The organism is Pseudomonas sp. PS01299, from assembly GCF_029960145.1.
In the GTDB taxonomy this organism is placed as follows: domain Bacteria; phylum Pseudomonadota; class Gammaproteobacteria; order Pseudomonadales; family Pseudomonadaceae; genus Aquipseudomonas; species Aquipseudomonas putida_A.
Genome location: NZ_JASCPO010000169.1, coordinates 1 through 12,742, shown reverse-complemented (window position 1 = coordinate 12,742; position 12,742 = coordinate 1). Strand labels below are relative to the sequence as shown.

Here is a 12,742-nt window from a genome sequence, read left to right as displayed (position 1 = left end):
AATGCAGTGTGTCAGGCAATACATGAATGGCTGACACACCGCATTCGCGAGCAAGCCCGCTCCCACAGGGGTTGACCAGTGATCCTGAAAACCGGGTCAGTCCTCGAACTCGCGGCGTTCGGCCTCGATGGCTTCCGCCAGCGCACGGGCTTCGGCTTCTTCTTCGCTCAGCTCGGGTTCAGGTTCTGGCACCGGTTGTTCGAGGGCGGCGACGGCGGCCAGAAGCTTTTCCCGGGCTTCGGCAACGCCCAGCACATCCTCTTCCGGTTCGGCTTCAGGCTCGGCCTCAAGTTCAACTTCAATCGCCGGCTCGACGGTCTCGACTCCCGGCTCAGGCGTCGATGCTTCACCATCCGCGGCATCGCGCAACAGATCATCGAAGTCGGTCTTGATCCCCTCCTCCATGCTGTCCAGCTCCAGCAGCAAGGTGTGGAAACTGGTTTCTTCCTTCGGCTCTTCCGGCTCGGCGCTGGCGTCGGCCTGTTCCTGCAGGCCCTGCGGTACCGGTGCGTCGTCAAAATCGAGGACTGGCTCGGTTTCCATCTCGCGCAGTTCGGCCAGCGGTGGCAGGTCTTCGAGGTTCTTCAGGTTGAAGTGATCGAGAAACGCCTTGGTAGTGGCGAACATCGCCGGTTTGCCCGGGACGTCGCGGTAACCGACGATGCGGATCCACTCGCGCTCGATCAGCGTCTTGACGATGTTGGTATTGACCGCCACGCCCCGCACGTCTTCGATCTCGCCCCGGGTGATCGGCTGGCGATAGGCGATCAGCGCCATGGTTTCCAGCAGCGCCCGGGAATAGCGCTGCGGGCGTTCTTCCCACAAACGCCCGACCCACGGCGAAAACTTCTCGCGGATCTGCAGGCGGTAGCCGGAAGCGACTTCCTTGAGCTCGAACGCGCGGCCCTCGCAGGACTTGGCCAGCAGGCTCAGGGCTTTCTTGAAGACCGCAGGTTCCGGTCGTTCGCCTTCTTCGAACAGTTCGTAGAGGCGTTCAAGCGATTGCGGTTTTCCCGCGGCCAACAGAAAGGCTTCAAGCAGGGGCGCCAGCTCGCGGGGTTCAGTCAGGTTCATGTTTCGACTCGTTATTCGGCTCGGGCTCGCACGTGGATCGCGGCGAACGGCTCATTCTGCACCAGCTCGACCAAGGATTCCTTGACCAGTTCAAGGATCGCCATAAAGGTCACCACCACACCGAGGCGACCTTCCTCGGCGGTGAACAGCTCGACGAACGGCACAAAGCCGCCGCCCTTGAGCCGTTCCAGCACATCGCTCATGCGCTCGCGGGTCGACAATGCCTCGCGGCTGACCTGATGGCTTTCGAACATGTCGCCACGGCGCAGTACCTCGGCCATGGACATCAGAATCTCTTCCAGCGCGACATCCGGCAACAGCTTGCGCGCCCGGGCTTCGGGGGCGTCGAGCTTGGGCACGACCACGTCGCGGCCGACCCGGCTCAGGCCGTCGATGCCTTCGGCGGCAGCCTTGAAGCGCTCGTATTCCTGCAAGCGACGGATCAGTTCGGCGCGCGGGTCATCCTCTTCGTCTTCGACGGTTTCGGCGCGCGGCAGGAGCATCCGCGACTTGATCTCGGCCAGCATCGCCGCCATCACCAGATACTCGGCAGCCAACTCCAGGCGCACCGACTGCATCAACTCGACATAGCCCATGTACTGGCGGGTGATTTCCGCCACCGGGATGTCGAGGATGTTGATGTTCTGTTTGCGGATCAGGTACAGCAGCAGGTCAAGAGGGCCTTCGAAGGCTTCGAGAAACACTTCCAGCGCATCCGGCGGGATGTACAGGTCCAGCGGCATTTCCGTGACCGCCTGGCCATAGACCATGGCAAACGGCAATTCCTGCTGGGCGCCGGCCTGGGGATCGACAACGGTTTCCACTGCGGACATTCAGGCCTCGACCATGAACGGCGCGGGGTCGCCGCAACCGACGCGGATCACTTCCGGGTCGTCGCCGGTCAGGTCAATCACGGTTGACGCCTTGATCCCGCCGAAACCGCCGTCGATGATCAGGTCCACCTGGTGTTCCAGCAATTGGCGCATTTCGTACGGGTCGCTCAGCGGATCTTCATCGCCGGGCATGATCAGGGTCACGCTCATCAGCGGCTCGCCAAGTTCGGCCAGCAACGCCAGGGCAATCGGATGGCTCGGCACCCGCAGGCCGATGGTGCGTTTCTTCGGATGCAGCAACAGGCGCGGCACTTCGCGGGTGGCGTTGAGGATAAAAGTGTAAGGCCCCGGCAGATGCGCCTTGAGAATGCGGAAGGTGCCGGTGTCGATCTTGGCGTAGTTGCCCAGTTGCGACAGGTCGCTGCAGATCAGCGCAAAGTTGTGCTTTTCGTCGAGCTGACGCAGCCGGCGCACGCGCTCGATCGCGGTCTTGTCGCCGATCTGGCAACCGATGGCGTAGGAAGAGTCTGTGGGATAAATCACCACCCCGCCCTTGCGGATGATCTCGACCGCCTGTTTGATCAGGCGCGCTTGCGGGTTTTCCGGATGGATCTGGAAAAATTGACTCACGTTTTCTACCTGTTCAGACGGCGGCAATATCTGTGTCATGTTTGAACCGACACCACAGGGGTGGAAGGTCCTCGGGAACCGGCCGGTACTGGCCAATCTCGGACCAGCCTCCAGGGCCATGGAAATCACTGCCGGCGCTGACCAGCAGACCGAACTCGCGGGCAAGGATTGCCAGGCTGCCGACCTGTTCCGCGGGCTGATGGCCATTGACCACTTCGATTGCATGCCCGCCCGCTTGAATATAGTCGGCAATCAGCTTTCGGCGCTTGCTGCGGGTGAAATCGTAGTGCCATGGATGCGCCAGACTGACCCACGCTCCGGCGGCGCGCAGGGTGGCGACGGTGTCTTCCAGCGTCGGCCAGTGTTGCTTGACGTCACCCAGCTTGCCAGCGCCGAGCCATTTGCGGAACGCCTCGGCGCGATCCTTTACAAAACCTTCACGCACCATCCAGTCGGCAAAATGCGGACGGGCCGGGGCGTTGCCGCTGTCGCCCAGCTCCTGCTGGATCTGCCGGGCGCCGTCGAGGGCACCGGGCATACCTTTGAGGCCGAGCTTGCGGCTTATTTCTTCGGACCGCAGCCAGCGGCCATCGTGCAGTCTGGCGATGGCCTCGACCAATGGCGCGGCGTTGACGTCGAAACCGTAGCCCAGCACGTGGATGGTCGCGCCGCCCCAGGTGCAGGACAGTTCGACGCCATTGACCAGTTGCATGCCCAGTTCTTCGGCGGCGCGGCGCGCTTCGGCGAGGCCTTCGAGGGTGTCATGATCGGTCAACGCCAGGACTCGCACGCCGTTTTCGAACGCACGCGCAACCAGAACCGCCGGCGCCAGGGCGCCATCGGAGGCCGTGCTGTGGCAGTGCAAATCAACATTCACGGGGAGTTGTAACCTCAAATCAGCTGGCGCTATCGCGCGCCCATATGTTTGTTATTATGCCGCCACATCCAGCTTCTGGCTCTCACTGTGAAACAATTCATCGATTTCATCCCGCTTCTGCTGTTCTTCATCGTTTACAAACTTGATCCACGGGTTGTCGATATCGCCGGCCACGAGGTCACTGTAGGCGGTATTTACAGCGCCACGGCGATGCTGATCATCAGCTCCCTGGTGGTCTACGGCGCGTTGTTCATCAAACAGCGCAAGCTGGAGAAGAGCCAATGGCTGACCCTGATCGCCTGCCTGGTGTTCGGCAGCCTGACCCTGGCCTTCCACAGCGAGACCTTCCTCAAATGGAAAGCCCCGGTGGTCAACTGGCTGTTCGCCCTGGCCTTCATCGGCAGCCACTTCATCGGTGACCGCCTGCTGATCAAACGCATCATGGGCCACGCGCTGACCCTGCCGGATCCGGTCTGGACCCGCCTGAACATCGCCTGGATCGCCTTCTTCCTGTTCTGCGGCGCTGCCAACCTGTTCGTGGCATTCACCTTCCAGAGCATCTGGGTCGACTTCAAGGTGTTCGGCAGCCTGGGCATGACCGTGCTGTTCCTGGTCGGTCAGGGCATCTACCTGTCCCGCCATCTGCATGACGCCGATACCACAACGCCAAAAACCGAGGACTGACATGCTCTACGCAATCATTGCCACCGACGTCGCCAACTCGCTCGAAGCCCGCCTCGCCGCGCGCCCGGCCCACCTCGAACGCCTGCAAGTGCTCAAGGGCGAAGGCCGTATCGTACTGGCCGGCCCGCACCCGGCGGTCGACAGCAATGATCCGGGCGCTGCGGGTTTCACCGGCAGCCTGATCGTCGCCGAATTCGACTCCCTGAGCGCCGCCCAGGCCTGGGCCGACGCCGATCCGTACATCGCCGCCGGCGTGTACGCCAACGTGATCGTCAAGCCGTTCAAGCAAGTTTTGCCGTAACCAAGGAATGGGGGGGGGCTCTGTGGCGAGGGGATTTATCCCCGATGGTTGCGCAGCAACCCAAAGCCATCCAATGCGGTGTGCCTGACACACCGCATGCTCCCATTTCAGGTCTGCTTCGCAGCCCATCGGGGCGGTGCGACGTTTCGCTGAATCCCCTCACCACAACAGCTCTCTCGCCACACTCAACCCACTCCAAGCACTGAACCTTCCCGGTTCTAACCGCTCTCAATCGCTCATTATTCTCGTTTGCCTGCCGACAACCTGCCCAATATCCATTTGCAAGCAGGAATCGCAATGCGCAAAGGTCCGTTGTGTCTGATGTGGGTCACGTTGTCGATCATGGCGCCCGCCCATGGTGAGGAAACCACCGAAAGCGGCAGCTCCACGCCATTGTCGTTAAGTGCCGGCAGTCAGATTACCGAACTGCAGCAGCGCCTGAAGGCCAGCGAGCAGCAGCGGGAAGAACTGAGCAAACAACTGCAAAATGCCGATAACACCCGTGAAAGCGCCCAGCTTGCCCGGTTGCGTCAGGAGAACCAGCGCCTGAAGCTGCAACTCAAGGAAGCCCAGGCCAGTCCATTGCCGCGTCTGTTGACCGAACAGCAGCAATGGTTCGTCACCGGCGCCGGGGTAGCGCTATTGGCGCTGCTGTGCGGTATCTTTGCCAGTGGAGCAAGCCGAAAACGTCGGCAATGGCTAAATTGAGTGAGTCATGAGCGAGCTGTTACTGATTGATGATGACCAGGAGTTGTGCGAACTCCTGAGTAGCTGGTTGAGCCAGGAAGGCTTCCAGGTACGCGCCTGCCACGATGGCCAGAGCGCGCGCAAAGCGTTGGCCGAATCTGCCCCGGCAGCGGTGGTGCTGGACGTGATGCTGCCCGACGGCAGCGGTCTGGAACTGCTCAAGCAATTGCGCAGCGAACACGCCGATTTGCCAGTGCTGATGCTCTCGGCCCGGGGCGAACCGCTGGATCGTATCCTCGGTCTGGAGTTGGGCGCCGACGATTACCTGGCCAAACCCTGCGATCCGCGTGAACTCACCGCGCGCCTGCGCGCCGTGCTGCGCCGCAGTCACCCGGCTGCCGTGTCGACCCAGCTCGAACTCGGCGACCTGAGCTTCAGCCCGGTGCGTGGCGTGGTCAGCATCGACGAGAAAGAACTGACTCTCACCGTTTCCGAAAGTCGTTTGCTCGAAGCCCTGCTCAAGCAGCCCGGCGAGCCGCTGGACAAACAGGAATTGGCGCAACTGGCCCTCGGCCGCAAACTGACCCTGTACGACCGCAGCCTCGACATGCACGTCAGCAACCTGCGCAAGAAGATCGGCCCCCACCCCGACGGTCGCCCGCGAATCGTCGCCCTGCGCAGCCGCGGTTACTACTACAGCCTGTAAATCGGGAAATACCTGCCTGAATGCTATATGTGGCGAGGGAGCTTGCTCCCTCGCCACAGGCGCAGTGCCAGTGATATTTGTCAGGCAGGGTACGAAGCGTCTTTACCCAAGCTTTACGCAGCGCTGACCGCCGCTGACCTTGATCTCCGTAATCTGAACTCATCCGGAACGTACCGGGAACGAGACAAGGAGATACACCATGCGCAAGACTCTTATCGCTCTGATGTTCGCTGCCGCTCTGCCAACCGTCGCCATGGCCATGCCACAGGATGGTGGCCCGATGGGTGGCCCGCTAGACGGCCCACGCCACGGCGGTCAAATGCACGGTGAGCACGGCAAAGGCCCGTACAGCCAACTCGACCTGTCCCGTGAACAACGTGATCAGATCCGCAAGATCATGGGCGAGCAGATGCATGAGCGTCGCCAGGTAGTCGAGAAGTACCTGGAAAAACTCTCGCCGGCTGACCAGAAAGCCATGAAAGACGAGATGGCCGCCAACCACAAGAAAGCCGAAGCTGACGTACGCAACCTGCTGAAACCGGATCAACAGAAGAAATTCGACGAGATCCAGAAGAAACAGGCTGAACGCCGCGCCGAATGGGCCGAGTTCAAAGCGTGGAAAGCGCAACAACCGCAAAAAGCGCAATAATGCGATAACCTCGGATCCGACGGCTAAGCGCCGTCGGTTCTGTTGCCACTCAATCCAAATGTGGGAGCGGGCTTGCTCGCGAATACGGTGTATCAGACAAAGTAATGTTGACTGACACACCGCATTCGCGAGCAAGCCCGTTCCCACATTGTTGAGTTTTTTGTTTGATTGAGGATTTTCTGTGCGTTCATTGTTCTGGCGTATTCTCGCAAGCTTCTGGCTGGCCATTGCTCTGGTGGCGGGGCTGTCGATTCTGCTCGGGCACATGCTCAACCAGGACGCGTGGATCCTCAGCCGCCATCCCGGCCTCAACACCCTGGCCGCCGAATGGACGCAAACCTACGAAGCCCAGGGCGAAGACGCCGCGCAGGACATCCTCGAACAGCGCAAACGCCAATATCACATCGATGTGCAGGTGCTGAACGAAAGCGGCGACCCGGTGGTGCGTGGCACCTTCCCGCGTCGCGCCGCCGCCTTCGAAGCCCGGCAGAACAACGATGACCGACGCCTGCCCTGGCGGCGCCTGACCGACGAATTCACCAGCGAAAAAACCGGCGACACCTACCTGTTCATCTTCCGCATCCCGCACCCGGAACTCGATGCCTGGCACCGCGAAAGCCTGCTCTGGCCGCTGAGTGCGCTGGGCATTGCGCTGGTGGTGCTGACCCTGTTCAGCCTGCTGGTGACCTTCTCCATCACCCGCCCGCTCAGTCGTTTACGCGGTGCGGTGCATGATCTGGGGCAGACCACCTATCAGCAGAACAGCCTGGCGAAACTGGCCAACCGTCGCGATGAGTTCGGCGTGCTGGCCAACGACTTCAACCGCATGGGCGCGCGCCTGCAAAGCCTGATCGGCAGTCAGCGCCAGTTGCTGCGCGATGTGTCCCACGAACTGCGCTCACCTTTGGCGCGACTGCGGATTGCGCTGGCACTGGCGGAACGGGCCAACCCGGAAGAACGGGAAAAGCTCTGGCCACGCCTGACCCGCGAATGTGATCGGCTGGAAGCGCTGATCAGCGAGATTCTGGTGCTGGCGCGAGTCGATGCCGACAACGCCAGTGCTGAAGAAGTAGACCTGAATGCGCTGCTCGGCACCCTGCAGAAAGACGCGCAACTTGGCTCGCCGGAGCAGACCGTGCGCCTGGATGCCGAACCACAACTGACGCTGACCGGCTGGCCGACCATGATCGAGCGCGCCGTCGACAACCTGCTGCGCAACGCCCAACGCTTCAACCCGGTGGGGCAGGCAATCGAATTGCAGGCCACACGTCAGGGCGAACGAATTGTGGTGAGTGTGCGCGACCACGGGCCGGGCGTGCAGGCCGAGCATCTGAGCCAGTTGGGCGAGCCGTTCTACCGGGCGCCGGGGCAGACGGCGGCCGGGCATGGTCTGGGCCTGGCGATTGCCAAGCGCGCGGCGGAGCGGCATGGCGGGAGTCTGCTGCTGGCCAATCATCCTGAGGGCGGGTTTGTCGCCAGCCTGGAATTGCCGTTGGTGCCAGGGGCAATTGTCCAGCCTTAAAAGCCCCTCACCCCAGCCCTCTCCCGGAGGGAGAGGGAGCCGACCGAGGTGTTATACGAAGTGCATCGACCTGGCAAACCGTGTCGATATGGATTCAGTGAAGATCGCTCCGCCCGGCGCATCCCTGGAGCATGCCAATCAATCCCCTCTCCCTTGGGGAGAGGGAGCCGACCGAGGTGTTATGCGAAGTGCATCGACCTGGCAAACCGTGTCGATATGGATTCAGTGAAGATCGCTCCGCTCGGCGCATCCCTGGCGCATTCCCCAATCAATCCCCTCTCCCTCCGGGAGAGGGAGCCGACCGAGTTGTTATGCGAAGTGCATCGACCTGGCAAACCGTGTCGATATGGATTCAGTGAAGATCGCTCCGCTCGGCGCATCCCTGGCGCATTCCCCAATCAATCCCCTCTCCCTCCGGGAGAGGGTTAGGGTGAGGGGCTTTTGATGTTCAGGCCTTGGAAGGCCAGGCGCTGACGAATTCAGTCAGATCAACCTTCTCCGCCACACGCGGCTCTTTCTGCGGCGTGCCGAGGTACAGGAAGGCAATTACCTGCTCGTCATCAGCCAGGCCCAGCCCCTTGGCCACGTGCGCCGAATAAGCCAGATCACCGGTGCGCCACACCGCCCCGATCCCCTGCGCATACGCCGCCAGCAGAATCCCGTGAGCCGCACACCCCGCCGCCAACAACTGCTCGGCCTTCGGATACTTGACGTGATCCTGCAGTTTCGCGATCACCACGACCACCAGCGGCGCCCGCAGCGGGCCGTTGCGCGCCTTGTCGATCATCGCTTCAGTGACTTCGCCTTCCTGCATCTGCGCCGCTTCGGCCAGCAACTCGCCCATTTGCTCACGTGCCGCGCCTTCGACGGTGAGGAAACGGTACGGCTGCAAGTGGCCGTGATCCGGTGCGCGCAGGGCTGCGCCAAACAGGGCTTCGCGCTGCTCGGCGGTAGGGGCCGGTTCGACCAGGCGTGGAACGGAAACACGGTTGAGCAAAGCGTCGAGAGCCTGCATCGGCCACCTCCTGAGAAAAATGTGCGGCTATTCTAGCGGTATCCGGCAACAGGGTGCCGGTTTACATGCCCTGCCCCACGGGTAGAATGGCGCCCTTCCTACATCAGCCCGAGCGGACTTCATGGCGTTGCCGACCTTACGGATCATTGGTTTCATCATCGGCATCTTCCTGATCACCCTGGCCATCGCCATGGTTGTACCCATGGCCACCCTGGTGATTTTCGAGCGCACCGGCGATCTGCCGTCGTTCCTCTGGGCGAGCATGATCACTTTCCTCGCCGGCCTCGCACTGGTGATCCCCGGCCGCCCCGAGCACATTCACCTGCGCCCGCGCGACATGTACCTGCTGACCGTCAGCAGTTGGCTGGTGGTGTGTATTTTCGCCGCGCTGCCGTTTTTGCTGACCCAGCACATCAGCTACACCGATTCGTTCTTCGAAAGCATGTCCGGCATCACCGCCACCGGCTCGACCGTGCTCAGCGGGCTCGACACCATGTCCCCGGGGATCCTGATGTGGCGCTCGCTGCTGCACTGGCTCGGCGGCATCGGCTTCATCGGCATGGCGGTGGCGATTCTGCCGTTGCTGCGCATCGGTGGCATGCGCCTGTTCCAGACCGAATCGTCCGACCGCTCGGAAAAGGTCATGCCGCGCTCGCACATGGTGGCGCGCCTGATTGTGGCGGCCTACGTCGGTATCACCATCCTCGGCAGCCTGGCGTTCTGGTGGGCCGGGATGAGCCCGTTCGATGCGATCAACCACGCGATGTCGGCGATTTCCACCGGCGGTTTCTCGACCTCCGACCAGTCCCTGGCGAAGTGGACGCAACCGGCGGTGCACTGGGTCGCGGTGGTAATCATGATCCTCGGCAGCCTGCCGTTCACCCTGTATGTGGCGACCATGCGCGGCAACCGTCGGGCACTGATCAAGGATCAGCAAGTGCAGGGTTTGCTCGGCATGTTGCTGGTGACCTGGCTGGTGCTCGGCACCTGGTATTGGTGGACCACCAAGCTGCACTGGCTGGAAGCGCTGCGGCACGTGGCGCTGAACGTAACGTCGGTGGTCACCACCACCGGTTTTGCCCTCGGCGACTACAGCCTGTGGGGCAATTTCTCGCTGATGCTGTTTTTCTATCTGGGCTTTGTCGGCGGCTGCTCCGGCTCGACGGCGGGCGGGATCAAGATCTTCCGTTTCCAGGTCGCCTACATCCTGCTCAAGGCCAACCTTAACCAGCTGATTCACCCGCGCGCGGTGATCAAGCAGAAGTACAACGGTCACCGTCTCGACGAAGAGATCGTGCGTTCGATCCTGACCTTTTCGTTCTTCTTCGCCATCACCATCTGCGTGATCGCCCTGCTGCTGTCGCTGCTCGGCGTCGACTGGATGACCGCGTTGACCGGCGCTGCCAGCACCGTGTCCGGCGTCGGCCCGGGCCTGGGCGAGACCATCGGCCCGGCGGGCAACTTTGCCACCTTGCCGGATGCCGCGAAGTGGATTCTGTCATTCGGCATGCTGCTCGGCCGACTGGAGATCATTACGGTGTTTGTGCTGTGTATTCCGGCCTTTTGGCGTCACTGACCGGCGCCTGCAACAGCCGCGCCCGGTAATCGCCGGGCGTGGTGTCGAACCAGCGGCGAAACGCGCGGAAGAAGTTGCTCGGATCGGCAAACCCCAGCAGATAGGCAATCTCCAGCAAGGTCATGTTCGGCTGCGCCAGATACTGCTCGGCCAGTTCGCGGCGGGTGTCGTCGAGCAACTGCTGAAAACTGGTGCCCTCCTCCTGCAACCGGCGCTGCAAGGTGCGCTGCGACAGATGCAGGGTCTGCGCCACGGTATCGCGCTTGGGTTCGCCCTGCGGCAGTAAACGGCATAACACCTGGCGCGCCTTGTGGGTCACGCGGCTTTCGGAAAAACGCGCCAGGTATTCCCCGGCAAACCGGTCGTGCAGCAGCGCCATGGCTTCGTTGGCGGTGGGCAGCGGTGCTTCCATGTCGGCGCGTTCGAAAATCAGCGCATCGTACGGCGCGTTGAACATCAGCGGCGCGTGGAAGGCTTGTCGGTAGGGTTGCAGGTCTGCGGGTTCGTCCCCCTGAAACAGCACTTTGACCGGGTGCAGGGTGCGTCCGGTCAACCAGCCGCACAGGCCAAGCGCACAGGCCAGCGAGGCTTCGGCGCTCTGCCGGGTTGGCGGCAGGTGATCGCCATGCACCGTCAGAATCAGCGCATAGCCTTCTTCGAGCAGACGAAAACTCAGGTCGGCGCTCTCGGCGATGATCCGCTGATAACGCACCAGCCGTTGAAAGCCTTCGGCCAGGGTGTTGCTCGACATCAAGGCATAGCCGGCAACGTGGAACGACGCCGGGCGTACCACCTTGCCCATGTTCAGGCCGATCGCCGGGTTGCCGGACAGCTCGACCGCCCGTTGCCAGAGGCGGGTCATGGAATCTTGCGGGAAGCGCGCATCCGGATCATCCAGGGCCGCGTAATCGAGCCCCAGTTGCTTGAACAGTACCCGGCAATCCAGGCCGTCCATCTCCAATGCTTTGACAATCCCCATCGCCCAGCTTGCAGAAGTCGTTCGTTCGCTCATGGCGTTATTCTTTTACATGATGGATCGCATGTTACGACCCGATTTGCGAAGGATACTAAAGTGGCGCCCATTGTCACTGGCTGATGCCAGTGTTCACTCTAGACTCAAATAAGCTACCCGCCGAACAACTTGCCGTCAGAACAATAACCACAGAGATCGCAGTCGTGGAAAACATCAAGCAATTCAACACTTTCGCCGAGTTCTACCCGTATTACCTCAGCGAACACGCCAACAGTACCTGCCGACGATTGCATTTCATCGGCACCACGCTGGTGATTTTCATTCTGGCCATGACCATCGCCAAAGGCGCTTGGCCGCTGTTGCTGGCCCTGCCGCTGGCCGGTTACAGCTTTGCCTGGGTCGGCCACTTCTTCTTTGAAAAGAACCGTCCGGCGACTTTCCAGCATCCGCTGTACAGTCTGCTCGGCGATTTCGTCATGTACCGCGACATGATCCTCGGCCGCGTGGCGTTCTGAAACCCGACCCACCTGGAGGCTTGCCGATGAACGCCAATGCCCGCTTCACCCACATGAAAGACGGCACACAGGAAGACTGGGCGATCATCGCCGCGGACTTCAGCGCCTACGCTCGGCAATTGCCGTCGCGGATCATCGCGCACCTGAAGTTGCTCGAAGGCGATTTCGGCGGCTTCCCGGTGGATCGCCTGACCCATTCGCTGCAAACCGCGACCCGCGCCTATCGCGATGGTCGTGACGAGGAATACGTGGTCTGTGCGCTGCTGCATGACATTGGCGACACCCTCGGCTCCTACAACCACCCGGACATCGCGGCGGCGATTCTCAAACCGTTCGTCAGCGCCGAGAATCTGTGGATGGTCGAGAAGCACGGCATCTTTCAGGGTTATTACTTCTTCCATCACCTGGGCATGGATCGGCATCTGCGCGAGCAATTCGCCGCGCATCCGCAGTATCAGGCCACGGCGGAATTTTGCGCCAGGTACGATGCGGCGGCGTTCGACCCGGCCTATGAAACCCTGCCGCTGAGCTTCTTCGAGCCGATGATGGAACGGTTGTTTGCCCAGCCGAAGCACTCGATTTACAAGGCCGCGATGGAAGAACACAGCCCGGCCTGAGAACACCACAACTCAATGTGGGAGGGGGCTTGCTCCCGAAGGCGGTGTGTCAGATAAAAATGTACTTACTGATACACCGCATT

The 12,742-nt window shown here is 61.5% G+C and carries 15 protein-coding genes; 9 read left to right on the top strand and 6 right to left on the bottom strand.

Annotated features, from left to right (window positions below):
- Positions 1-96: 96 nt before the first annotated feature.
- From scpB to QMX91_RS22715, 4 genes are all read right to left on the bottom strand, one after another.
- Positions 97-1,074, bottom strand: a complete 978-nt coding sequence (scpB, locus tag QMX91_RS22730) for an SMC-Scp complex subunit ScpB (protein WP_282413420.1) — start codon at positions 1,072-1,074, stop codon at positions 97-99.
- Positions 1,075-1,085: 11 nt separating this feature from the next.
- Entirely contained in the window at positions 1,086-1,784 is a 699-nt protein-coding gene (locus QMX91_RS22725; RefSeq protein WP_171061841.1) for a ScpA family protein, read from the bottom strand.
- 123 nt (positions 1,785-1,907) lie between these two features.
- Complete coding sequence (locus QMX91_RS22720) at positions 1,908-2,537, bottom strand: L-threonylcarbamoyladenylate synthase (protein WP_007966016.1); 630 nt, start codon at positions 2,535-2,537, stop codon at positions 1,908-1,910.
- A 13-nt stretch (positions 2,538-2,550) separates the two neighbouring features.
- A complete protein-coding gene (locus tag QMX91_RS22715; RefSeq protein ID WP_135295194.1) occupies positions 2,551-3,414 on the bottom strand; it encodes a PHP domain-containing protein in 864 nt (287 codons plus the stop codon).
- An 87-nt stretch (positions 3,415-3,501) separates the two neighbouring features.
- On the opposite strand from QMX91_RS22715, the gene QMX91_RS22710 reads away from it, so the two are divergent.
- The 6 genes from QMX91_RS22710 (at position 3,502) to QMX91_RS22685 (ending at position 7,963) form a co-directional block, all read left to right on the top strand.
- The gene (locus QMX91_RS22710) at positions 3,502-4,098 is read left to right on the top strand and encodes a septation protein A (protein ID WP_027613975.1); all 597 of its coding nucleotides are present in this window, start codon (positions 3,502-3,504) and stop codon (positions 4,096-4,098) included.
- 1 nt (position 4,099) lies between these two features.
- On the top strand, positions 4,100-4,399 hold the full coding sequence (locus QMX91_RS22705; protein ID WP_007966019.1) for a YciI family protein: 300 nt from the start codon (positions 4,100-4,102) through the stop codon (positions 4,397-4,399).
- A 297-nt stretch (positions 4,400-4,696) separates the two neighbouring features.
- Positions 4,697-5,107 carry a translation initiation factor 2 gene (locus tag QMX91_RS22700; RefSeq protein ID WP_027613976.1) on the top strand — a complete coding sequence of 137 codons (411 nt, stop codon included), beginning with the start codon at positions 4,697-4,699 and terminating at the stop codon, positions 5,105-5,107.
- A 7-nt stretch (positions 5,108-5,114) separates the two neighbouring features.
- A complete protein-coding gene (locus QMX91_RS22695) occupies positions 5,115-5,792 on the top strand; it encodes a response regulator transcription factor (protein ID WP_007966021.1) in 678 nt (225 codons plus the stop codon).
- A gap of 199 nt (positions 5,793-5,991) precedes the next feature.
- Positions 5,992-6,441 carry an LTXXQ domain protein gene (locus QMX91_RS22690; protein WP_047600020.1) on the top strand — a complete coding sequence of 150 codons (450 nt, stop codon included), beginning with the start codon at positions 5,992-5,994 and terminating at the stop codon, positions 6,439-6,441.
- Positions 6,442-6,622: 181 nt separating this feature from the next.
- Entirely contained in the window at positions 6,623-7,963 is a 1,341-nt protein-coding gene (locus QMX91_RS22685; protein ID WP_282413419.1) for a HAMP domain-containing sensor histidine kinase, read from the top strand.
- Between the two features lie 448 nt (positions 7,964-8,411).
- Here QMX91_RS22685 and QMX91_RS22680 read toward each other — a convergent pair whose 3' ends face one another.
- Positions 8,412-8,978 carry a nitroreductase family protein gene (locus QMX91_RS22680; protein WP_134785715.1) on the bottom strand — a complete coding sequence of 189 codons (567 nt, stop codon included), beginning with the start codon at positions 8,976-8,978 and terminating at the stop codon, positions 8,412-8,414.
- Between the two features lie 121 nt (positions 8,979-9,099).
- On the opposite strand from QMX91_RS22680, the gene QMX91_RS22675 reads away from it, so the two are divergent.
- On the top strand, positions 9,100-10,554 hold the full coding sequence (locus QMX91_RS22675; protein WP_027613980.1) for a TrkH family potassium uptake protein: 1,455 nt from the start codon (positions 9,100-9,102) through the stop codon (positions 10,552-10,554).
- On the opposite strand, the gene QMX91_RS22670 is transcribed toward QMX91_RS22675, so the two are convergent.
- Positions 10,511-11,566 carry an AraC family transcriptional regulator gene (locus QMX91_RS22670; RefSeq protein WP_218568261.1) on the bottom strand — a complete coding sequence of 352 codons (1,056 nt, stop codon included), beginning with the start codon at positions 11,564-11,566 and terminating at the stop codon, positions 10,511-10,513. The genes QMX91_RS22675 and QMX91_RS22670 overlap by 44 nt on opposite strands.
- A 164-nt stretch (positions 11,567-11,730) precedes the next feature.
- On the opposite strand from QMX91_RS22670, the gene QMX91_RS22665 reads away from it, so the two are divergent.
- The gene (locus QMX91_RS22665; RefSeq protein WP_282413418.1) at positions 11,731-12,042 is read left to right on the top strand and encodes a DUF962 domain-containing protein; all 312 of its coding nucleotides are present in this window, start codon (positions 11,731-11,733) and stop codon (positions 12,040-12,042) included.
- A 26-nt stretch (positions 12,043-12,068) separates the two neighbouring features.
- Entirely contained in the window at positions 12,069-12,659 is a 591-nt protein-coding gene (locus QMX91_RS22660; protein WP_098967777.1) for an HD domain-containing protein, read from the top strand.
- Positions 12,660-12,742 lie beyond the last annotated feature (83 nt).